The sequence below is a fragment of the Pinisolibacter sp. genome, from assembly GCF_036782435.1.
GTDB lineage: Bacteria > Pseudomonadota > Alphaproteobacteria > Rhizobiales > Ancalomicrobiaceae > CALBKH01.
Map to the genome: position 1 here is coordinate 1 of NZ_DAIPZB010000001.1, position 21,560 is coordinate 21,560.

Below are 21,560 nucleotides of genomic sequence, written 5' to 3' on the forward strand. Positions count from 1 at the left end.
AGTGAATCACGTCAGTAGACGGTCGTCGAGGGCTATCCGCGCACAGGTCTCATGACACCTCCGCGCCGGACGGTTCGGCGCGACGGTGGTGGGTGATACCGAACCGACGAAATCCCGACTCGCATCGACGTGGACTTTGCGAAGACGCTCGCATCCGGTCCTCTCCCCTTCGTGGGGGAGCGACGGAGAGAGGGGTCACGAAGTCTGCGCGGATGCCGAGCCGGCGGATCGGCTGCCGACCCCTCTCCCTGTCCCTCCCCCGCAAGGGGGGGAGGGGACGTCGGAGCACCGACCTTCGATACAGAAACGCCTCCCAGAGGGTCGGAATTTCGTATGACGGGTATGGGGCGGAGCAGAGGTGGCGGACCCGCCGTCGAGGGGAGCGCCTCTTCTCATCTCGACGCGCCCCGATGCGTCCGCCCCGCTTTCGCCGCATCGCCGATCTTCCTATCCTCTGTGCGGCCGACGCGTTCGGCCGGGTGAGGGAGGACGATCCGAGATGATCAGGCGTGCCACGACGGCGGCGGCCCTGCTGTTCGCGCTCACCACCGCGGCCGGCGCCGCTTCGCCGGTCGGCCGCTGGATCGCCACCGAAATCGGTGGGCAACCGGTGGCGCGCGGGGTGGAGACGACCCTCGACCTCGATCTCGACGGCAACGTCTCCGGGCACGGCGGCTGCAATCGCTATGGCGGCACGGCCTCGGCGGAAGGGGACACCATTCGCTTCGGGATGATGCAGTCGACGCGCATGGCCTGTCCGGCCCCCGAGATGCATCAGGAGAGCCGCTTCCATCAGGCGCTCTTCCGTGCCCGCGGCTGGCGCCTCGAGGCCGACCGCCTCGATCTTCTCGACGAAGCCGGGGGCACCGTCGCGCGTTTCCTGCGTCGCCGCTGAGGTCGGAGACCGGACGCGCCGATCCCCCGCGCGTCCCCTGCGCGAAAGCTTGACAAGATCGGGGCGGCATGCGCTTTTGCCGCCGACTTTCGGACCCTCACGGGTTCGATCGCGCGATCGGATTCGCCTCGGGCCCAAGGCCGCGTCTCCGCCCCGCGCCCGCCGTCGGATCATCTCGGAAAGAGACGCCATCATGCATCGCTATCGCTCCCACACCTGCGGACAATTGACGGCGGCCAACGCCGGTTCGACCGCCCGGCTCTCCGGCTGGGTCCACCGGGTGCGTGATCACGGCGGCCTGCTGTTCATCGACCTGCGCGACCACTACGGCATGACCCAGGTGGTGTGCGATCCCGACAGCGCCGCCTTCAAGACGGCCGAGACGGTGCGCGGCGAGTGGGTCATCCGCATCGACGGCGAGGTGAAGAAGCGCACGGCGGAGACGATCAACGCCAATCTGCCGACCGGCGAGATCGAGGTCTTCGCCCGCGAGATCGAGGTGCTGTCGACCGCCAAGGAACTGCCGCTGCCGGTGTTCGGCGAGCCGGAGTACCCGGAAGACACCCGCCTCAAATACCGCTTCCTCGATCTGCGCCGCGAGACGCTGCACCGCAACATCATGACGCGGACGAAGATCATCCGCTCGATGCGCAACCGCATGGAAGAGATCGGCTTCACCGAGTATTCGACGCCGATCCTGACCGCGTCGTCGCCGGAAGGCGCGCGCGACTTCCTGGTGCCGTCCCGTATCCATCCCGGCAAGTTCTTCGCCCTGCCGCAGGCGCCGCAGCAGTACAAGCAGTTGCTGATGGTCGCCGGCTTCGACCGCTACTTCCAGATCGCGCCGTGCTTCCGCGACGAGGACCCGCGCGCCGACCGCCTGCCCGGCGAGTTCTACCAGCTCGATCTGGAGATGAGCTTCGTCACCCAGGACGACGTGTTCGAGACTATGGAGCCGGTGCTGCGCGGCGTCTTCGAGGAGTTCGGCGAGGGCAAGCCGGTGACCCCGGTCTTCCCGCGCATCCCCTACGACGTCGCGATGCGCAAGTACGGCTCCGACAAGCCGGACCTGCGCAATCCGATCGAGATGCAGGCGGTGACCGAGCATTTCGCCGGCTCGGGCTTCAAGGTCTTCGCCAACATGATCGCCAACGACCCCAAGGTCGAGATCTGGGCGCTGCCGGCCAAGACCGGCGGCAGCCGCGCCTTCTGCGATCGCATGAACGGCTGGGCCCAGTCCGAGGGCCAGCCGGGCCTCGGCTACATCTTCTGGCGCGAGAAGCCTAAGAGCGATCCTCTTAGCATCGCTCTTCAGAGTTATTTCGATAGGTTCGCTCCTGTTCTTGGTCTTCTTGAGTCCGGAAATCAAGAAGATCGAGTTCGCCGCAAAATCGCATTTGAAGAGCGGAAGCGCGAACGGGAGGAAGTTCTCGGTGCTATTTCGGATAATGATGCTAGAATTATAATTGGTCGGATCGATGAACATCTGTCACGAGGGGAGGAGACGGAAGCAAAACTCCTTCGTTCTGCATATTTCGGCGATCATGAAGCATCTGGTCCACTCGCTAAGAACATCGGCCATGAGCGCACCGAGGCGATCCGCGCCCAGATGGGGCTCGGGGTGGGCGACGCCTGCTTCTTCGTCGCCGGCCGGCCGGAAAAGTTCGTCAAGTTCGCCGGCGACGCGCGCGTCCGGGTCGGCAAGGAACTCGGCCTCACCCAGGAGGACCGGTTCGAGCTCTGCTGGATCGTCGACTTCCCCTTCTACGAGTGGGACGAAGACGAGAAGAAGGTCGAGTTCGCCCACAACCCCTTCTCGATGCCGCAGGGCGGCCTCGAGGCGCTGACGACGCAGGATCCGCTGAGCCTCAAGGCCTTCCAGTACGACATGGTGTGCAACGGCTACGAGATCGCCTCGGGCTCGATCCGCAACCAGTCGCCCGAGGCGATGGTCAAGGCGTTCGAGCTGGTCGGCCTCTCCAAGGCCGACGTCGAGGAGCGCTTCGGCGGCATGTACCGCGCCTTCCAGTACGGCGCCCCGCCGCACGGTGGCATGGCGGCCGGCATCGACCGCGTGGTGATGCTGCTGGTCGGCGCCACCAACCTGCGCGAGGTGACGCTGTTCCCGATGAACCAGCGCGCCGAAGACCTGCTGATGGGCGCCCCCTCGGACGCGACCCCGAGGCAGTTGCGCGAACTGCACATCCGGTTGAACCTGCCGACCTGAGGCGGGACGGAGCGGACGACGAAACGAGGGGGCCGAGACGGGTCCCTTTTTCGTTCGGATGTGTCGGTTCGATCCCGTCTCCGACGGAGGCGACGATGACGAGCAGGTCGGTGGGCGCGAAGCGCGGTGGACGACCGGCGAAGCGGGGCGCCGCGCCGCGGCCGACGGGCATGGCCTGGACGGTGATCGTTCTCGGGGCGGTGCCGCTCGGCTTCGGTCTGTGGGGCCTGAAACAGGGTCTCGAGACGCTGAGCTGGCCGAAGGTCGAGGCCGAGATCGTCGACAAGCACCTGCTGCTGCGCGACGACACGCCGAACCGGCCGACGGTCCGCGTCGGCAAGGTCGGCGTCACCGAGCGCAGCGAGTTCGCCGCCTTCGCCGTCGTTTTTCGCTATGCCGCCGGCGGCGAGGCGCGGCTCGGCAGCGGCGTCGAACGCGGCGACCTCGGCCTGCAGAATTCGGCCAAGTCACGGGAACTGAACGACGGCTACCCGGTGGGTACGAAGACGATGGTGGTGGTCGACCCGAGAGATCCGGACGACGCCTATCTCCTCGCCGGGCCGAGCTCGGCGGCGAAGATGCTGAGCGCCGTCGGTGCCGGCATGGTGCTCATCGGCCTGTGGATGCGCAGCCTCATGCGCCGCGGCATCGGCTCGGGCGTGCCGGTGGACGAATGACGCGCCGGCGGGCTCGTCAGTCCTCGGCGGTCTCCGCGCCGCCGTTTCGGATCGCCGTGGCCTGGGCCTTGGCGAGATTGGGGGGCACCTTGCCCCACTTGCCGGCGCCGCCGCGCATGGCGAAGAAGCTGCCGCAGCCGTATTTCCAGTCGCGCGGGGTGCCGATGTCGACGTGGATCATCGTCGAGTGGCAATAGGTGCCGACACCGCCGATGCCGGGGATGGTACGGGCGAAGGCGGCCAGCGCCGTCGAAGAGACGCCGGGCACCTCGATGTCGGCGGCGGCGCATTGACGGTGCAACGAGCCCTGACGGCCACGATCGCGGAAGCCGGAGGTGATCACCACCTTCTGCTTGTAGTGGCCCTCGATCTTGCGCAGGACGTCGACCAGCTCGGGCTTCAGGCAGGCCGTCTCCACCGAGCCGGTCTGCAGCACGTAGGGAACGCCGAAGGGCGTGTCGACCTTGGTGCGTGCCGGCGGCTTCACCGGGTCGGCGGGGCTCGAGAAGAAGCCGAGAAGGCCGGGGGGGCGCGAGTCGGGTTCCTCGGCGCGCGGTTTCGCGGTGACGGGCGAGGGTTCGACCGGAACGCTCGGCGGCGTCAGCGACGCGAGCACCAACGGACGCGGGCGCGGGATCGGCAAGGCCGCCAGCTCGGTGATCTCGGGTCGCGCGCGCGGCATCGGCAGGACGAGCGGCACGACCGCCTCGTCGTCCTCCTCCTCGTCCATCGGCGGGGTGGCGATCGGCGGGGCGGCGGCGATCGGCGGGGCATCCAGCATGCGATCGATTGCAGCGGCGCCGACCCGATCGCCGGCACCGGCGGAGGCGAAAGCCATGGTCGGCAGGGACGCCGTGGACAGAGAGCCGCCTTCGCGACCCGATGCCAGTTCGCCGGCCGGCGGGACGGTGGCGCCGATCGAAGCGGCGACCGCTTCCGCGCGGGGCGGCAGCGGCAGGCGATCGGCCTTGACCGCGGCTTCGGTGAGGGTGAGGGCGGCCTCGTGTGTCTCGGGCGCGGTTTCGAGACCGGCGCGTAGGGCGAGGAAGGCGAAGGCGCAGGCGACGATCACCGATCCCGCCGCCGCGCCCCATCCGGCGTGTCGCAGGACGTCGCCGCCGCGCACGGCGGCGGAAGTTGCGGAGACGCTCGGTGATGCCGCGGGATCGCGTTTCGTCGCCGCGCCGAACCACGCCTTCGCCGTCGTGATCAGGTCGTGCAGGCGTTCGTTGGTGGCAGCCGGGAAGGAGCGTTCGTCGGTCGTTTCGCCGATGTTGATCCCCGCGGCCAACCGCACGGTGGCGCGCAGTCCTCGCTCGACGGGAACCACGGGATCGCTCATTCGGCCTCGGGCTTCTTCTCGTTGTCGACCGACCACATCACTGCGGCGCTCGGCCCCGGTCTGCGGCGACGCCGGCCGCACCGGTGCGCGGAGAACGGCGCGAAACTAGTCGATTTGCGCCGCCGGGTAAACACCGCCGAGCCACGATCGGAAGGTCGGACCCGTCGGGTGGAAAGTGGCGCCGGCCGAGGCGGAAAGTTCCTTTCGGCCGGCGATCTCGCGGATCCACCCGAGGGTCGGACGAGCGACCGCTCGTCCCGAACCGGCGGGTGGTGAGGCTCACGAGATTCGGCGGGAACCGAACCTCGTGAGTCGCGCGTCAGTCGTTGGCCTTGACGTCGGCGCCGAGCACCGTCGGCAGCGACTGCGGCGCCATCATCGCCGCGCCCATGATCGCCGCCACCGGGGTCGGCTGGGCCGGCGTGGCGGAGACGGTGAGCGACTTCGGCGTCTTGAGGAACAGCGAGACCGCCTTGGCGATCTTGGCCTCGAAGTCCTTGTTGCCGATCGCCGACACCATCATCGGGACGATGGCGCCGATCTGCTGGACGAAGGCCTCCTCCGGAAGGCCCTGCTTCTTCGCCTGGGCCGAGATGAGCCGCTTGGCGAGCGAGGCATCGTCGTAGCGCAGCGACAGCTTCTCGACCGTGATGCCCTGCAAGAGCTCCATCTGCTTGGCCTGGTCCTTCTCGGCCTTCTTCAGCGCTTCCACCACCTCGGGGGTGAAGCCGCCGAGGGCGATGGCGAGCTTGAGGCTGCCGAGTTCGGCGCCGCTGATCGACACCTGGTCGATGGTGACGCGGCCGGTCTTGTCGTCCCAGGCGCCGACCAGGGCGGCGTCGAGCGTCAGCGAGGTGTAGCCGAGTTCGGCGATCTCCTTGGTCTGCTCGTCGTTCGGGTCGAGCGGGGCCACCAGACCCTTCATCTCGAAGGCGATCTTGCGCGGCACGCCGGCGACGAAGTCGGAGGTCGCCACCGTCACCGCGGCGATCGGGATCGTCTTGTCCTTCTCGTCGGTGACCTCGATGCCGGTCGCCTCGATGCGATCGAAGCGCTCGCCGGTGGTGGTCTTGGCGCGGATCTTCTCCGCCGACTGACCGACATAGTTGGTGATCTTCAGCGAGGCGATCGTGACGTTGGCGTCGTCGCCTTCGACCGTCATGTCGGTGGCGGCGATCGTGTCGGCCGAGAAGCCGCCGTCGGCGGTCGGCTTGGCGCCGGAGTAGGTGACCGAGGCGGCGCCGATCGACGTGGACTTGCCGTCGGTCTCGACCGTCGTCTCCCAATCGGCGACCGTGAACACCGCGTCACCGCCGCTGACCGCCCCCCAGGTGACCTCCTTGGCGCCGGCCGCCTTCGAGGCCTCGGAGATGATCTCCAGGACCTTGTCGCGCGTCGCCTGGGCCGCGGCCGGTGTCACCGGCGCCGCGACGGCGAGAAGAACGGCGAGAGATACCGCGGCGAAGCCGCTCTTCCGGATCGAATGGTTCATCTACGCCGTCCTCCGTGTCGGTTGGGCGATGTCGTATTTCCGCATCTGCCACGTCCTCCTCGCAGCGACTTGCGGCGAAGAAAGGGCGGCGCCGTCGTGATCATCGCTCGGCGCGCAACATCACGTCCAGTCGTTCCGCGAGACCGGCGAGATCGTCCTGCGCCGCCAGGATCTCGGCGATCGGGACCGGCTCGCGCGGTCGGGCCTCGACCGTCATCGCCTTCGGCGCCGTCACGAAACGCCGCGCCTCTTCGACCATCCGTCTGCGTCGCGCCGGATCGCGGACGTCGGCGAAGAGGGTGCCCACTTCGCGCGCCAGCTTGCGACGCAGCCGGTCCGGCTTCATCTTCTCGTCGCGGGCGAGGAGGCCGACGAGGCGCTCGGCGAACGAGGCGTCGACATAGGTCGCGGTCGCTTCGGCGAGGCCGACGCCGGCGAACACCTCCGGTGCCGTCTCCGGGTGCAGGAACAGCGACGGCGGAACGCCGGTGAGGCGGCCGCGAAGTGTGATCCGCCCCATGTCGGCGACGGCGGCGTCGGCTCTCTCGACGACGATCTCCCGGCTCGCTTCCTTCCAGGCGGCGGTGAGGCCGGCCGAGAAGTCGAGCTGGCGATAGCCGAGGTCGCCGAGGATCTTGCGCCCCTCCGCATCGGCGAGCCCCACCGGCACGACGAAGCGATCGAGCACCATCGTCACCGCGGTCGGGATCGCGCGCACATAGCGATCGAGGTCGAGGCGGAAGGTCCCGAGCCGGATCGACGGAACGCCCGGTTCGCCGACCTCCAGGTCCTCCACGGCGACGTGGCCGAGGGTCGGCATCAGCGACGAGGGATCGATCTCGGCGCCGACGGCGGCGGCCTGGAGGGCGCGGCGCAGATCGTCGCCGTCGGGAAAGCGCAGCTTCGCCGCCGTCATCCGGCCGGCCTTCAGGATCGCCTTCGGCGTGACGACGTCGGCGCCTTCGACCGTCAGTTCGGCGAGGCTCTCGCCGGAGAAGGCGCCGACGGTGATCCGCTTCGCGTCGGCATGGTCGAGATCGCGACCGGAGAGGTGGACGCCGTCGAGCGAGGTTCCTTCGCTGCGGATCGCCAGGAACAGTTCGAGGACCAACCGGCCGATGTCGATCTCGCCGACGTCTTCGTGGCCGGAGAGGAAACCGTCGATGGTGCGGCCGATCGAAGGATCGAGCCGGCGGACGTGGCGCGCGCCGATCCGCGCGGCTTCGATCGACAGTGTCGCATCGTCGGCTTCGAGGGCGATCCGGCCGGTCCGCGCCGAGGTGAGCGACGAGAACGAAGCCGCTTCGGCTTTCCCGTCCGTCGTCTCGTCCACCTCGAAAACTCGGCGCCACACCGTCGGATCGGATCCGAGGATCTCCACATCGGCGATCGACAGACGCGCCTTTCCCGCCGGGGCGGCGACGTCGACGACGAGGCGGCCGACGGCGAGCCGGTCCAGCCGCCCGCCGGAAAGGCCGGCGACGGCGAGCCCTTCCACCGTGACGTCACCGTGTTCGACGCCGGCGGCCGGTGTGGTGGCGAGGGTGAGCCGGCCGATCGAGGCGCGGCCGATCGCCAGCGGATCGAAGATGCGGCTCGCCGCCAGCATCGACGTGAAAGGGTGATCGGGATCGATCGCCGGCAGCTCGAACTTCGGGATCGCCGCTTCGTTCAGGTCGACGTCGGCGAGGACGAGTTCGATGGTCTCGCCGTCGCGCTTCGCGGTGAGCGACAGCCGCGGCGCGACGAGGCGCGTCAGGGTGAAGCCGCCGCCGGTCCGATCGGCGAGACCGACGAAGGAGAGGCTCGGCGCGGTGATGCGGATCGGTTCGCCACGTTCGACCGGCCACGAGATCGCGACGTCGCGCAGCTCGACACGGTCCTCGCCCATGGCTCGGGAGAGGCCGCTCCAGTCGACCGTCCTGCCGGCGCCGCGCCAGAGCGTGGCCCATTCGCCGATCAGCCGTTCCGCCGTCGACTGCGCCGCCGCCGGCGTCGCCCCGAGGCTCACCGCGAGCCCGATCGCGAGCGTGGCGAGAAGTCCCGCGTGGCGCGGACGGTTCGAGACGGGACGTCGGCGAACGAAGCTCATCGTCGCTCCCCGAGCGCGGTGTGGAGTGGCGGGACGGCGACGCTCCGGAGGAGCTCGCCGGAAAAGCCGGCGAAGACGAGGATCGCACGAACAGACCGCCGGCGTCGACATGCGTCGATCCCGGCGAAATCACCTCGCGCGGCCGGCGGAATCGGCCGTCTTCAGATCCTGTTTACCATGCCTGACCGACACTCGCGGCAACGACGAACGAAATCGGTGACTCGTTGCGCAACCGCGGCCGCAATCTTCTGGTGGCGATCCTGGTGGTCGTCCTGATCGGCGTGACGCCCTATCTGGTGGGGCGGGCGATCCTGCGCGTCCATGCCGACAAGGTCGGTCGCGCCGAATTGATGTCGATCGCCGAACAGGAACTGTCGCGCGCCGAGAGCGCCGTGGCCGAAGCGGTGACGGCGCTGCGCGATGCCGACCGCGCCGGCATCTCCGATTGCACGGCGACCAAGCAGGCGCGCCTCGGCGACATCGCGGCGCGCTCGCGCTTCGTCCGGCGCATGGGCGTGGTCGACGCGGCCGGTTACGCGATGTGCTTCGATCCGCCGACGGCGAAGCGGCGCGGTGCGGTGCTCTTCGATGTCGCCGAAGCCCGTCAGGTGACCATCACCCTGCTCGATCCGGAGCGCATTCCCGATGTCGCTCCCGGCACGGTTCTCGTCGCCTGGCGCACCGCCGCCGGGACGCATCTGGTCGCCGAACTCGCCGTTTCGGCCGTCGATCTCGACGCCGGCGCCGACTATCTGAGGAGTAGCCGCGCCTTCGTCCTGACCATCGGCGACGGTGAGGTGTGGGCGTCGGCCGGGGTCCGGCCGACCGGGCCCGACGTCGTCTTCCAGCAGGCGCGCTCCGACCACTTCCCGCTCGCCGCCCGCGCCGAGGTTTCGACCGCGGCGCTCTACGAATTGGTTCGGCCGCTCGAAGCGACGCTCGCCATCGGCACGCTCGCCGGCACCACGGTGCTCATCGGCATCGCCTTCCTGATCTATTGGAAACCGACATCGGAGGTCGACGACGAACTCTCGGTGGCGCTCAAGCGCGAGGAGTTCGTGCCGTACTTCCAGCCGGTGATGAACATCGACACCGGCCGCATCGAAGGCTGCGAGATGCTGGTGCGCTGGATCCGTCCGGACGGCACCACCGTCTCGCCCGGCGCCTTCATGTCCTATTGCGAGACCTCCGGCCACGTCTTCGAGATGACCCGGCTCCTGATGCGCAAGTCGGTCGCCCAACTCGGCGGGCTCTATTCGCGCCATCCCGAGCTGAAGCTGTCGATCAACCTCTTCGCCGGCCATTTCTCGGATCGTCGCATCGTCGAGGACGTCGTCGCCATCTTCGAGGGCACGGAGATCGGCTTCGACCAGTTGGTCTTCGAAGTGACCGAGCGCTATCCGCTGCGCGACATCGTCCAGGCCCGCAAGATCATCGCCGAACTGCACGCGCTGGGTTGCCGGGTGGCGCTCGACGACACCGGCACCGGCCACGGTGGCCTCGCCTACATCCAGCAGCTCGGCATCGACATCGTGAAGATCGACAAGATGTTCATCGACGCGATGGGCTCCGACCTCGGCGCGTCGACCATCGTCGACGTACTGGTCGAACTGGCCAATTCGCTCGGCATGGGCGTCGTCGCCGAGGGCGTCGAGAACCAGGAACAGCTCGAGCGCCTGCGCGAGAAGGGCGTCACCTCGGCCCAGGGCTACGTCTTCGCCCCGGCGCTGCCGGCCAAGCTCTTCATCGACCTCGCCGAGGGCATGCTGTCGCGTCGGCGCGGTCCCGCCGAGATCGCCGAAACCACCGGCGAGGACGACTCCGAAGCGGCGTGAGCGGCGATCGCATCGGCGCCCGACGAGCCCCAGGCTCGGCCCCGTGCCGCGGATGCCTCCCCCGGGGGGCGCCGTCGTCTCCCGCGACCGCCGGAGCTTCGATCAGGGCGATCTCGTCGGGATGCGCGATCCGATCGGCATCGACCCTCCGCCGGATGTGGCGTGGGTGGGGGCGGACTTCTTCGGGAGACGAAGTGGTGTGCCATCGGTTTCGGCTCGGTAGCCGTCACACCGGCGAAGCGCGGCCCGATCCGGCTCCGCGACGTACCTCGGATGCCTATGGGGCGCCTCGCGCGGAACATCCCGCCGAAATCGATCGCCGAGATCGTGCCGCCCCGGATGCCGCGATCGCCGCGAAAAGTCGCTCGATGTCCGCCGCTTCGAGGGCGCCTTGACAAAAGAACAAAGCACGAACATACTGTGAATATCGGGTGGATTTCTCGCCCAGGGAGGGTCCGATGGCTCATCTGGTTCGCGGTTTCGTTCGTGAGTTCGCGTCCTTCGGCGCGCTGCTGTCCTTCGTCGCCATGGTCACCATGTGGAGCGATCTCATCGTCCGGGCGATGGGTGATTGAGAACAAAGAGTGAATATACTTGAGGTCGGCGCGTGTTCGTCGCGTCGACGCGCCGCGGGTTCGTCGTGCTGCGATCCTTGCGAGGGACGGGGTCCGCCGGCTGCGCGGCGGATGCGGGCTCGAGCCCCGATCCCGAGCCCCAACTCGCGCCCCGAGCCCCGAGCCCGATCCGAACTCGAGCCGATGGCTGATCCGCGGGTGGTCGGCTTCCGGTCGGGGAGGGGAGTGTTCGCCGGCCGGTTCTCGTCCTCCGTCCTCGTCCGTCGGCGGTACCCCGGCGGGCGGGTGCGGCGTGGAACGTGGGGACGGGGCACCGCGTGCGGGCACGTCCCACGTTGACGGCGGGCGTCGAGCGGCGACACTGACGGGCTCGCGGCCGGCGACTCGTTTCGAGGTGTGCGGGTCGAAGTGCGCGGGTCGAGGCGTGCGGGCGGACGGGGCGAAGCGGGAGACGGACGACATGGGCGAGGCTGGTCCTCCGGACGGCGCGGCGAGGTCGGGTGTCGGCTTCGTCCATCTGCGCGTCCATTCCGCCTATTCGCTGCTCGAAGGGGCGCTGCCTCTCGGCAAGCTGCTGGGTCTCGCCAAGGGCGACGATCAGCCGGCGCTCGGCCTCGTCGACACGGGCAATCTCTTCGGGGCGCTCGAATTCTCCGAGAAGGCGACGGAGAAGGGCATCCAGCCGATCGTCGGTTGCCAGATCGCCGTCGACTTCGACGATCACGGCAACGAACCGGGACGGCGGCCGGCGCTCTCCGAGAAGCATCCCTCGCTCGCCGTGCTGGCGGCGACGGAGAGCGGGTGGGCCAATCTGGTGCGGCTCGATTCGCGCGCCTTCCTCGGCACCGAAGGGGCGGAGGCGCCGCATGTCGGCCACGATGATCTCGCCGAGTTCGCCGACGGTCTGATCGTGCTGACCGGCGGTCCGACCGGGCCGGTCGATCGGGCGCTCGCCGAGGGCCGTCCCGATCTCGCCCGTCGGCGGCTCGAACGTCTCGCCGAGATCTTCGGCGACCGGCTCTACGTCGAGCTCCAGCGCCACGGCCTCGAGGAGGAGCGCGCCGCCGAGGGGCACCTCGTCGATCTCGCCTACGAGATGGGCCTGCCGCTCGTCGCCACCAACGAGCCGTTCTTCGCGGTGCGCGACGACTACGAGGCGCACGACGCGCTGATCGCCATCGCCGAGGGCAAGGTGATCATCGAGGAGGACCGCCGCCGCCTCTCGCCCGAGCACTATTTCAAGAGCCGGGCCGAGATGATGGCGCTCTTCGCCGATCTGCCGGAGGCGCTCGCCACGACGGTGGAGATCGCACGGCGCTGTTCCTACCGGCCACTGAAGCGCAAGCCGCTGTTGCCGCGCTTCACCGGGGCGGGTGCCGACGCGGAAGCCGCGGAGGCGGCGGAGCTGCGCGCCCAGGCGCAGGCCGGTCTCGATCGCCGTCTCGCCCTCCACGGGGCGGCGCCCGGCATCGACGAGGCGACCTATCGCGACCGCCTCGAGTTCGAGCTCGGCATCATCGAGAAGATGAAGTTCCCGGGCTACTTCCTGATCGTGTCGGACTTCATCAAGTGGGCGAAGGCGCACGACATCCCGGTCGGGCCGGGACGTGGTTCGGGCGCGGGTTCGCTGGTCGCCTGGTGTCTCACCATCACCGATCTCGATCCGCTGCGCTTCGCCCTCCTGTTCGAGCGCTTCCTCAATCCCGAACGCGTGTCGATGCCCGACTTCGACATCGATTTCTGCCAGGACCGGCGCGAAGAGGTGATCCGCTACGTCCAGGAGAAGTACGGCCGCGATCAGGTCGCCCAGATCATCACCTTCGGGTCGCTCCAGGCGCGCGCCGTGCTGCGCGACGTCGGTCGCGTGCTGCAGATGCCCTACGGCCAGGTCGACCGGCTGTGCAAGCTGGTGCCGCAGAACCCGGCCAATCCGGTGACGCTGAAACAGGCGGTCGAGGGCGAGCCCAAGCTCCAGGAGGCGCGGGTCGAGGAGCCGATCGTCGACAAGCTCATCGACATCGCCATGAAGCTCGAGGGGCTCTATCGCCACGCCTCGACCCATGCCGCCGGCGTCGTCATCGGCGACCGGCCGCTCGACCGGCTGGTGCCGCTCTACCGCGATCCGCGCTCCGACATGCCGGTCACCCAGTACAACATGAAATGGGTGGAGAGCGCCGGGCTGGTGAAGTTCGACTTCCTCGGTCTGAAGACGCTGACGGTGCTGTCGACCGGCGTGAAGCTCATCGCCCGGCGCGGCATCGACGTCGACCTCGCCCAGTTGGCGCTCGACGATCCACCGACCTACACGCTCCTCGGCAAGGGCGAGACGGTCGGCGTGTTCCAGCTGGAATCGACCGGCATGCGGAAGGCGATCGCCGACATCAAGCCCGACCGGTTCGAGGACATCATCGCCCTCGTCGCGCTCTATCGCCCCGGTCCGATGGCCAACATCCCGGTCTACGGCGCGCGCAAGCAGGGGCTCGAGACCCCCGACTACATGCATCCGCTGCTGGAGCCGGTGCTGAAGGAGACCTTCGGCATCATCGTCTATCAGGAGCAGGTGATGCAGATCGCGCAGATCCTGTCGGGCTATTCGCTCGGCGAAGCCGACCTGTTGCGCCGCGCCATGGGCAAGAAGATCAAGTCGGAGATGGACACCCAACGGGTGCGCTTCGTCGACGGCGCGCTCAAGCAGGGGCTGACCAAGGACCACGCCGACACGATCTTCGACCTGCTCGCCAAGTTCGCCGACTACGGCTTCAACAAGTCGCACGCCGCGGCCTACGCGCTCGTCGCCTATCACACCGCCTGGATGAAGGCGAACCATCCGGTCGAGTTCCTGGCGGCGACCATGACGCTCGACATGTCGAATACCGACAAGCTCGCCGACTTCCGTCGCGAGGCGATGCGTCTCGGCATCCGGGTCGAGCCGCCGTCGATCAACCGCTCGCGCGAGTATTTCGACGTCGCCGACGGCGCCATCCTCTATTCGCTGGCCGCGGTGAAGGGGGTCGGCGGTCAGGCGGTCGAACACATCGTCGCCGCTCGCGGCGACCGGCCGTTCCGCGACCTCGCCGATTTCGCCGCCCGCATCGATCCCAAGCAGATCAACAAGCGGACGCTCGAAAGCCTCGTCGCGGCCGGCGCCTTCGACGAGATCGAGCCCGATCGCGCCCGCCTCACCGAAGGGCTCGACGTGATCATGGCGGCGGCCAACCGGGCGCGCGACGACGCCACCGCCGGCCAGGGGGCGCTCTTCGGCGGCGGTCCCGTCGCCGAGCCGATCCGCCTGCCGGCCGTCACCGGGTGGATGCCGGCCGAGCGTCTCAACCGCGAACACGCCGCGGTCGGCTTCTATCTCTCCGCCCATCCGCTCGACGAGTACCGGGTGGTGCTGGAGAAGATGCGGGTGCAGATGTGGCGCGAGTTCGAGGCCTCGGTGAAGCGGGGCGCCAGCTTCGGCCGCCTCGCCGGCACCATCACCTCGCGCCAGGAGCGCAAGACCAAGACCGGCAACAAGATGGGCATCGTCCGCATCTCCGATCCGACCGGATCCTACGAGGCGGTGATCTTCTCCGAAGGGCTCGCCCAGTACCGCGACCTGCTCGAGGCCGGTCAGTCGGTGATCGTCTACGCCTCGGCCGAGGAGCGCGCCGAGGGCGTCTCGGTGCGCATCGAGAAGGTCGAGCCGCTCGATCTCCTGGCGTCGCGCGAACAGCAGAACCTGCGCGTCTTCCTGCGCGACGCCGGCCCGGTCGACAGCCTCGCCCGCCATCTCGGCGATCGCGGCGAGGGCGAGGTGTCGCTGATCCTGATGCTCGGCGAGGGCAAGCAGGAGGTCGAGGTCAAGCTGCCGGGGAAATACCGCGTCTCGCCGCAGATCGCCGGCGCGCTGAAGACGGTGCCGGGGGTGGTGCAGGTGCAGTTGGTGTGAAGACCGGCGAGGCTCGGCTCAGGTCGACGGTTCGGCGATCTCCTGCAACAGCCAATCTCGGAACATCCTGATCTTCGGCTGGTGACGCCGGGTTTCGGGATAGAGCAGTCGATAGGCGTGCCGGCCGTCGTCGCAGGCGAGCGGAAACGGCTGGACCAGGAGGCCGGCGGCCAACTCCGCCCGGTAGAAGGCGGGAGTCAGGATGGCGACGCCGTGGCCGGCGATCGCCGAATTGGCCTCGTAGGTCTGCGACCCGAAACGGGTGAGGGGGCGACCGTCGAGATCGGCGTCGGGAACGCCCGCGGCGTCGAACCACCTGCGCCACCAGGGGTCGGAGGGATCGATCAGGCGCAGGCGCAACAGGTCACGCGGTTCGCGGATCGGCCCCTCGTCGGCGAGCAGGCGCGGCGAGAGCATCGGCGCGTAGTCGACCCGCATCAATTCGTGGGCGACCAGTCCGAGCTCGCCGCCGACGCCGTAGCGGATCGCCACGTCGACCGGTTCGCGAGAGAAGTCGACGATGTCGAGGCCAGCGGTCATGCGTACCGCCATGCGCGGTGCGGCCAATTGAAACTTGCCGATGCGGGGCGCCAGCCAATGGGCGGCGAAGGTCGGCGTCGTGCTGATGACCAGGGTCTCGTCCGACGCCGTCAGGACCGTCCTCAACGTTTCGTCGAGAAGGCCGAACGCCTGGGAGACACGAGGCGCGAGCCGGGCTCCGAGTTCGGTCAATTCGATCCGACGCGTTCTCCGGTGGAAGAGCTGCGCGCCGAGCAGCTCTTCGAGGAGGCGGATCTGATGGCTGACCGCCGTCTGGGTGATGCCGAGCGTCTCCCCCGCCTTGGTGAAACTCATGTGGCTCACCACCGCGTCGAACACTCTCAAAGCGTTCAAGGGGATCTGATGCGGTTGGGTCATGCATGAGCTCCTTCGATGCGTCGAGTTGGAGCATTCATTGGTAAGACGAGGTTTTCTCCATGAAAATGCAGCTCTTCGATACGCGCATCAAGAGGCTCGTTCATGGGAAACGTCGGACTTGCGGCGTGGCGGGCGCTCGCCTCGTCTCGATTGAGCGGCATCCTGGTGGCCATCCGCGCGCGCCCGTGGCGGCGGTCTCCCCTCCGGGTCGACATCCTGTCGGATCATCTCAGCCGCGACCTCGGGTTCCGCGACGGTCGCGCGACAGCGGCGGCCACGGGTCGCGACGTCGTCGATCGACGGTGGCCCGAAGCGATCACCGCGCCCTGTGCGTCACGGGACGCCGGACGAGGTCCGGTGTGCGGCGAGGTGAGGGCTCACCCCCGCCCGCGGTAGGGCGGCACGCCCTGGTCGGGGATCCACAGGGTCTCCGGCGGCTTGCCGGTCGACCAGAAGACGTCGATCGGGATGCCGCCGCGCGGGTACCAGTAGCCGCCGATGCGGAGCCAGTGCGGGGCGAGCAGGTCGACGAGACGGCGGCCGATCGCCACGGTGCAGTCCTCGTGGAAGGCGCCGTGGTTGCGGAAGGCGGCGAGGTAGAGCTTCAGCGATTTCGATTCCACCAGCCATTCGCCCGGGACATAGTCGATGACCAGATGGGCGAAGTCGGGCTGGCCGGTGACCGGGCAGAGCGAGGTGAATTCCGGCACGGTGAAGCGCGCCACGTAGGTGGTGTCGGCCTGCGGGTTGGGCACCCGGTCGAGCACCGCCGCATCGGGTGAAGCCGGCAGGGTGGTCGGCCGGCCGAGTTGCAGGGCGGGATCGAATTCGCTCATCGACGTCTCCTCGAGCCGGGACCGATCGGGCGACGGGGCCGGATCGGAACCGATGTGCTCCATGGAAATGGGCCGGACCGGCGTCGGATCCGTCGCGGGTCGGATCGAACGTCGCCCGGTGGCGCGACCGACCCCGGCTTCACGGCGACGACACGCCGCCGTAAGGCGAATGCCGGGGTGGTCAGCCGCTTTCGCCTCGGCTATAGCAGCCTGCGAAAGCGGGTGGAACGCCCGCGACTCCTCGCCCGAGGTGCCGCTCGCGTTCCTCCGGCTCCGCGGGCCGCGGATAGCTGCCCGACGACGCCGTTTTCCCGGCCGCGACGAGCGGCCGAACCAGCCCCACGGCCGCGGAGTGCGGCCGGCCCCGCTCACCACGGGCCCCCGAGATCGGCCCGTCCCCAGGAGAGTGTCATGACCGCCATCGTAGACATCGTCGGCCGCCAGATCCTCGACAGCCGCGGCAATCCCACGGTCGAAGTCGACGTCGTGCTGGAGGACGGTTCCTTCGGCCGCGCCGCCGTTCCCTCGGGTGCCTCGACCGGCGCCCACGAAGCGGTCGAGCTGCGCGACGGCGACAAGGCCGTCTATCTCGGCAAGGGCGTCATCAAGGCGGTCGACGCCGTCAACGGCGAGATCTACGACGCCATCGGCGGCTTCGACGCCGAGGATCAGGTGCTGATCGACAACACCATGATCGCGCTGGACGGCACCCCCAACAAGGCTCGCCTCGGCGCCAACGCCATCCTCGGCGTGTCGCTCGCCGTCGCCAAGGCCGCCGCGGCCGCCGCCGGCCTGCCGCTCTATCGCTACGTCGGTGGCCCCAACGCCCGCGTCCTCCCCGTTCCGATGATGAACATCATCAACGGCGGCGCCCATGCCGACAATCCGATCGACTTCCAGGAATTCATGATCATGCCGGCCGGCCTGCCGTCCTTCTCGGAGGGGCTGCGCGCCGGTGCGGAGATCTTCCACACCCTCAAGGGTGAGCTGAAGAAGGCCGGCCACAACACCAACGTCGGCGACGAGGGCGGCTTCGCGCCGAACCTGAAGTCGGCGGAAGCGGCGCTCGACTTCGTCATGGCGTCGATCGAGAAGGCCGGTTACACCCCCGGCAAGGACGTGTTCCTGGCGCTCGACTGCGCCTCGACCGAGTTCTTCAAGGATGGTGCCTACGTCTACGAGGGCGAGCGCAAGACCCGCGATCCCAAGGCCCAGGCGAAGTACCTCGCCAAGCTGGTCGGCGGCTATCCGATCATCTCGATCGAGGACGGCATGGCCGAGGACGACTGGGAGGGCTGGAAGCTCGTGACCGATCTGATCGGCTCGAAGTGCCAGCTGGTCGGCGACGACCTCTTCGTCACCAACACCGCTCGCCTCTCCGACGGCATCAAGAAGGGCACGGCCAATTCGATCCTGGTCAAGGTCAACCAGATCGGCTCGCTGACCGAGACGCTCGAGGCGGTCGAGATGGCCCACAAGGCGCGCTACACCGCGGTGATGTCGCATCGCTCGGGCGAGACCGAGGATTCGACCATCGCCGACCTGGCGGTGGCCACCAACTGCGGTCAGATCAAGACCGGCTCGCTCGCCCGTTCCGACCGGCTCGCCAAGTACAACCAGCTGCTGCGTATCGAAGAGCAGCTCGGCGACGCCGCCCGTTACGCCGGCCTGTCGATCCTCAAGGGCTGATCGGCGCGACGGCGCTCACGAGACACGAACGGCGGCCCTCGGGCCGCCGTTTCGCGTTTCGGAGGGATTCGGAGTTCGTAGGCTGCGACGAGCCGCAGGCGAATAGTACCATGGGCGTCCGCGGCGGTTTCCGTGCCGTCGATCCGGTTCGGCCGGTGCAGTTCGCTTCGCTCACCGCACCCTACGACCAGAGTACCCTTCGACCGGCCCGCGCGCCGCTCACCCCTTGACGCTGAACGGCAGCGAGAACGAGCCCCACTTCTTCGAGACCTCGTCGCGCATGATGCCGTCGAGCACGTAGTCGCCGACCGGCAGGCCGCGCAGATTGAGATCGAGCTTCATCATGAACTCGTGGTTCCGAGCGTGGCTCTTCAGCGCCATCCGGCCGATCTCGCGCTTCTCGAACAGCACCTTGCCGGCCGGATCGCGCAGCGCCACGTCGATGATCAGATCGCAGGTGAAGAGCCCGTCGGCCTGTTTCCACTCGAAGCCGATCGGTTCGGCGTAGACGAGCAGCGGCTGACCGGGAGTGAAGACGGCGTCGGCGCGTTCGACATAGGCGCCGAAGCCGGTCGGTGGTTCGGAGACGAACAGAGCCTTGCGGAAGGTGAGGGGCGTCGCCTTCCACACCACGTCGAGCGCCGCGTCGAGCGCATCGACCGCGGCACCCGCCTTACCGGCGGCAAGTGCTGCCTCGGCCTTCTCGGCGAGAGGCGTCAACTCGCCGGCGGCAGCGGGAATGGCGAAGGGCAGGGTGAGGGCGAGAAGCGTCGCGAGAAGGGGGATCGAGCGCGTCTGCATGACGGGTCTCCCTCGTTTCGATCCGCGGAGGATCGCACCGGCGAGCGCGAGCGGCAATATGATCCGCCCGCGCAGAGGGCTCTTCCCGATGAGGGGTCAGTCCGCGATCGACCTCGGCGAATAGACCCAGGGCTCGCGACCGTCTCCCCGGTCGATGGTCCTCGTCGCCGAGTTGCCGATGATGACGCAGGTCGCCATGTCGACCTGCCCCGGATCGGCGCCGGCGAGGGTGGTCACCACGATGCGTTCGTCGGGGCGGCCGACGGCGCGGGCGAAGACCACCACCGTCTCGGGCGCCTTCACGCCGCGCAGCAGCGCGAAGGCGTCGAAGATCTGTTTCGGCCGCGCCTTGGAGGCGGGATTGTAGAGGGCGATGACGAAGTCGACCGTCGCCGCCGCCTCGAGCCGCCGGGCGACGACCTCCCAGGGCTTCAGATTGTCGGAGAGCGAGATGGCGCAGAAGTCGGCCCCGAGCGGTGCGCCGAGACGGGCCGCCGCCGCCTGCATCGCCGAGACGCCGGGGTGGACGGTGACGTCGAGCCTGCGCCAAGCTGCCGGGCCGAGGTCGATCGCTTCCATCACCGCCGCGGCCATGGCGAAGACCCCGGGGTCGCCGCCGGAGACCACCGCCACCCGCCGTCCCGCCGCCGCCATCTCGAGGGCGTGGCGGGCGCGATCGAGTTCGACGCGGTTGTCGGAGGCGTGGCGGATCTGGCCGGGGCGCTCGGGGCAACGCGCGACGTAAGGCGCATAGCCGACGAGATCGGTCGCCCGCTCCAGGATCGCCGCCGTCTCCGGCGTCATCCAGTGGTCGGGGCCGGGTCCGGTGCCGATCACCCTCAGCCAACCCGCGTCGGATGCGCTCATGGCCGCCGTCCTTCGCCGGGGATCAGGATCAGCGAGAAATAGGGCGCGCCGCATTCGCCGATCTCGGCGAGCGGAGCGACGCGCTCGCCCGCCATGGTGCCACGCTCGACGTAGGTCGCTCGGTCGAGGAGGCCGGCGCGCTCGATGGCGCGGCGGACCTTGGGGAAGTTGGAGCCGAGTTTCATGATCACCGCCGCGTCGGTGGCGCCGAGCTTTTCTACGAGAGCGTCCTCGTCGAGGGTGCCGGGGACGACGGTGAGCACGTCGTCGCCCCAGGTCATCGGCAGGCCGGCCGCGCCCCAGCAGCCGGCCATGCCGGTGACGCCGGGGGTGATCTTCGTCGGGTAGCGGTCCTTCAGGCGCACGTAGAGATGCATGAAGGAGCCGTAGAACATCGGGTCGCCCTCGCAGGCGAGCACGACGTCGCGGCCCTGATCGAGCACTTCGGCGATGCGGGCGACGCTCTCCTCGTAGAAGGCGCGCAGCGCGTCGACATAGGCGTCGTCGCCGAAATGCGCTTCCGTCGTCATCGGGTAGTAGAGGGGCAGCTCCGGCAGGCCCTCCGGCACCCAGCGGTCGACGATGGTGCGGGCGTTGCCGCGTCGCCCCGCTTTGGCGAAGTAGGCGAGCGCGCCGCAGTCCTCGATCAGGCGTACCGCCTTCACGGTGAGGAGTTCGGGATCGCCGGGGCCGAGGCCGACGCCGTGGAAGGTTCCTTTGATCATCGGCCTCATTCCTTCGTGCTGGCGAGCGCGTTGATCGCCGCCGCCGTCATCGCCGAGCCGCCCTTGCGGCCACGCACCACCAGCCACGGCGCGCGTCCGTCTTCGACCAGCGCCTCCTTCGATTCCGCCGCGCCGACGAAGCCGACCGGCATGCCGATCACCGCCGCCGGCAGGTCGCAGCCCTCGTCGAACATCTCGAGCAGCCGGAACAGTGAGGTCGGCGCATTGCCGATGGCGACGACCGCGCCCTTCAGGTGCGGCTTCCACAGTTCCATCGCGGCGGCGGAGCGGGTGGTGCCCATCGCCGCCGCGAGCGCCGGCACCCGCGGGTCCTGGAGGGTGCAGATCACCTCGTTTCCGGCCGGCAGGCGGGCGCGGGTGACGCCGCGCGCCACCATCTCGGCGTCGCAGAGGATCGGCGCGCCTGCATTCAGCGCCGCTTCGGCCGCCGCGCAGGCGCCGGGGGCGAAGAGGATGTCGCTCGCGACCTCGACCATGCCGCAGGCGTGGATGATGCGCACTGCGGTGCGCTCCTCGACCGGGCTCGCGAAGCGGGCGAGGTCGGCCTCGGCGCGGATGATGCGGAAGGAGCGCTCGTAGATCGCGGCTCCGTCGCGGATGTAGTCGTGGCGGGTCGGGGCGTCGCCCATTCGGG

Annotated in this window: 15 protein-coding genes; 6 read left to right on the top strand and 9 right to left on the bottom strand. The window is 68.8% G+C overall.

Translation table 11 applies throughout. The features are described 5' to 3' along the window. Window positions 1–499 precede the first annotated feature (499 nt). The 3 genes from V7Q42_RS00005 to V7Q42_RS00015 all read left to right on the top strand — a co-directional run bounded on the left by V7Q42_RS00005 (window position 500) and on the right by V7Q42_RS00015 (window position 3,799). The gene (locus tag V7Q42_RS00005; RefSeq protein ID WP_333821534.1) at window positions 500–895 is read left to right on the top strand and encodes an META domain-containing protein; all 396 of its coding nucleotides are present in this window, start codon (window positions 500–502) and stop codon (window positions 893–895) included. Window positions 896–1,088: 193 nt separating this feature from the next. Further along, the gene (gene aspS / locus V7Q42_RS00010) at window positions 1,089–3,122 is read left to right on the top strand and encodes an aspartate--tRNA ligase (RefSeq protein ID WP_333821535.1); all 2,034 of its coding nucleotides are present in this window, start codon (window positions 1,089–1,091) and stop codon (window positions 3,120–3,122) included. 95 nt (window positions 3,123–3,217) lie between these two features. Continuing rightward, window positions 3,218–3,799, top strand: coding sequence for a DUF3592 domain-containing protein (locus V7Q42_RS00015; protein ID WP_333821536.1), 582 nt, complete (start codon window positions 3,218–3,220; stop codon window positions 3,797–3,799). Window positions 3,800–3,815: 16 nt separating this feature from the next. Here the strand turns inward: V7Q42_RS00015 and V7Q42_RS00020 are convergent, their stop codons facing one another. From V7Q42_RS00020 to V7Q42_RS00030, 3 genes are all read right to left on the bottom strand, one after another. Continuing rightward, window positions 3,816–5,141, bottom strand: a complete 1,326-nt coding sequence (locus V7Q42_RS00020; protein WP_333821537.1) for a YcbK family protein — start codon at window positions 5,139–5,141, stop codon at window positions 3,816–3,818. A 319-nt stretch (window positions 5,142–5,460) separates the two neighbouring features. Next, on the bottom strand, window positions 5,461–6,633 hold the full coding sequence (locus V7Q42_RS00025; RefSeq protein ID WP_333821538.1) for a hypothetical protein: 1,173 nt from the start codon (window positions 6,631–6,633) through the stop codon (window positions 5,461–5,463). A 100-nt stretch (window positions 6,634–6,733) separates the two neighbouring features. After that, entirely contained in the window at window positions 6,734–8,725 is a 1,992-nt protein-coding gene (locus V7Q42_RS00030; RefSeq protein ID WP_333821539.1) for a hypothetical protein, read from the bottom strand. Between the two features lie 224 nt (window positions 8,726–8,949). On the opposite strand from V7Q42_RS00030, the gene V7Q42_RS00035 reads away from it, so the two are divergent. Further along, window positions 8,950–10,560, top strand: a complete 1,611-nt coding sequence (locus V7Q42_RS00035; protein WP_333821540.1) for an EAL domain-containing protein — start codon at window positions 8,950–8,952, stop codon at window positions 10,558–10,560. A gap of 1,035 nt (window positions 10,561–11,595) precedes the next feature. After that, window positions 11,596–15,069 carry a DNA polymerase III subunit alpha gene (gene dnaE, locus V7Q42_RS00040; protein WP_333821541.1) on the top strand — a complete coding sequence of 1,158 codons (3,474 nt, stop codon included), beginning with the start codon at window positions 11,596–11,598 and terminating at the stop codon, window positions 15,067–15,069. A gap of 18 nt (window positions 15,070–15,087) precedes the next feature. Here the strand turns inward: dnaE and V7Q42_RS00045 are convergent, their stop codons facing one another. Together V7Q42_RS00045 and queF are read right to left on the bottom strand one after the other, a co-directional pair. Further along, complete coding sequence (locus tag V7Q42_RS00045; RefSeq protein ID WP_333821542.1) at window positions 15,088–15,987, bottom strand: LysR substrate-binding domain-containing protein; 900 nt, start codon at window positions 15,985–15,987, stop codon at window positions 15,088–15,090. A 377-nt stretch (window positions 15,988–16,364) separates the two neighbouring features. Continuing rightward, window positions 16,365–16,823 carry a preQ(1) synthase gene (gene queF / locus V7Q42_RS00050; RefSeq protein ID WP_333821543.1) on the bottom strand — a complete coding sequence of 153 codons (459 nt, stop codon included), beginning with the start codon at window positions 16,821–16,823 and terminating at the stop codon, window positions 16,365–16,367. Window positions 16,824–17,234: 411 nt separating this feature from the next. On the opposite strand from queF, the gene eno reads away from it, so the two are divergent. Next, entirely contained in the window at window positions 17,235–18,512 is a 1,278-nt protein-coding gene (gene eno, locus V7Q42_RS00055; protein ID WP_333821544.1) for a phosphopyruvate hydratase, read from the top strand. Window positions 18,513–18,731: 219 nt separating this feature from the next. Here eno and V7Q42_RS00060 read toward each other — a convergent pair whose 3' ends face one another. From V7Q42_RS00060 to V7Q42_RS00075, 4 genes are all read right to left on the bottom strand, one after another. Next, window positions 18,732–19,313: a hypothetical protein gene (locus tag V7Q42_RS00060; RefSeq protein WP_333821545.1), complete on the bottom strand. Its 582-nt coding sequence runs from the start codon at window positions 19,311–19,313 to the stop codon at window positions 18,732–18,734. 96 nt (window positions 19,314–19,409) lie between these two features. Further along, a complete protein-coding gene (gene cobJ / locus V7Q42_RS00065) occupies window positions 19,410–20,180 on the bottom strand; it encodes a precorrin-3B C(17)-methyltransferase (protein WP_333821546.1) in 771 nt (256 codons plus the stop codon). Next, complete coding sequence (locus V7Q42_RS00070; protein WP_442958148.1) at window positions 20,177–20,905, bottom strand: precorrin-2 C(20)-methyltransferase; 729 nt, start codon at window positions 20,903–20,905, stop codon at window positions 20,177–20,179. The genes cobJ and V7Q42_RS00070 overlap by 4 nt, the downstream gene beginning before the upstream one ends. 5 nt (window positions 20,906–20,910) lie before the next feature. Continuing rightward, window positions 20,911–21,555: a precorrin-8X methylmutase gene (locus V7Q42_RS00075; protein ID WP_333821548.1), complete on the bottom strand. Its 645-nt coding sequence runs from the start codon at window positions 21,553–21,555 to the stop codon at window positions 20,911–20,913. Window positions 21,556–21,560 lie beyond the last annotated feature (5 nt).

Coding starts and splice junctions, on each gene's coding strand:
- V7Q42_RS00020 (WP_333821537.1), bottom strand. CDS start 5,141: ATGAGCGATCCCGTGGTTCCCGTCGAGCGAGGACTGCGCGCCACCGTG.
- V7Q42_RS00045 (WP_333821542.1), bottom strand. CDS start 15,987: ATGACCCAACCGCATCAGATCCCCTTGAACGCTTTGAGAGTGTTCGAC.
- V7Q42_RS00070 (WP_442958148.1), bottom strand. CDS start 20,905: ATGATCAAAGGAACCTTCCACGGCGTCGGCCTCGGCCCCGGCGATCCC.
- dnaE (WP_333821541.1), top strand. CDS start 11,596: ATGGGCGAGGCTGGTCCTCCGGACGGCGCGGCGAGGTCGGGTGTCGGC.
- V7Q42_RS00025 (WP_333821538.1), bottom strand. CDS start 6,633: ATGAACCATTCGATCCGGAAGAGCGGCTTCGCCGCGGTATCTCTCGCC.
- V7Q42_RS00005 (WP_333821534.1), top strand. CDS start 500: ATGATCAGGCGTGCCACGACGGCGGCGGCCCTGCTGTTCGCGCTCACC.
- V7Q42_RS00015 (WP_333821536.1), top strand. CDS start 3,218: ATGACGAGCAGGTCGGTGGGCGCGAAGCGCGGTGGACGACCGGCGAAG.
- cobJ (WP_333821546.1), bottom strand. CDS start 20,180: ATGAGCGCATCCGACGCGGGTTGGCTGAGGGTGATCGGCACCGGACCC.
- aspS (WP_333821535.1), top strand. CDS start 1,089: ATGCATCGCTATCGCTCCCACACCTGCGGACAATTGACGGCGGCCAAC.
- V7Q42_RS00075 (WP_333821548.1), bottom strand. CDS start 21,555: ATGGGCGACGCCCCGACCCGCCACGACTACATCCGCGACGGAGCCGCG.
- eno (WP_333821544.1), top strand. CDS start 17,235: ATGACCGCCATCGTAGACATCGTCGGCCGCCAGATCCTCGACAGCCGC.
- V7Q42_RS00060 (WP_333821545.1), bottom strand. CDS start 19,313: ATGCAGACGCGCTCGATCCCCCTTCTCGCGACGCTTCTCGCCCTCACC.
- V7Q42_RS00030 (WP_333821539.1), bottom strand. CDS start 8,725: ATGAGCTTCGTTCGCCGACGTCCCGTCTCGAACCGTCCGCGCCACGCG.
- queF (WP_333821543.1), bottom strand. CDS start 16,823: ATGAGCGAATTCGATCCCGCCCTGCAACTCGGCCGGCCGACCACCCTG.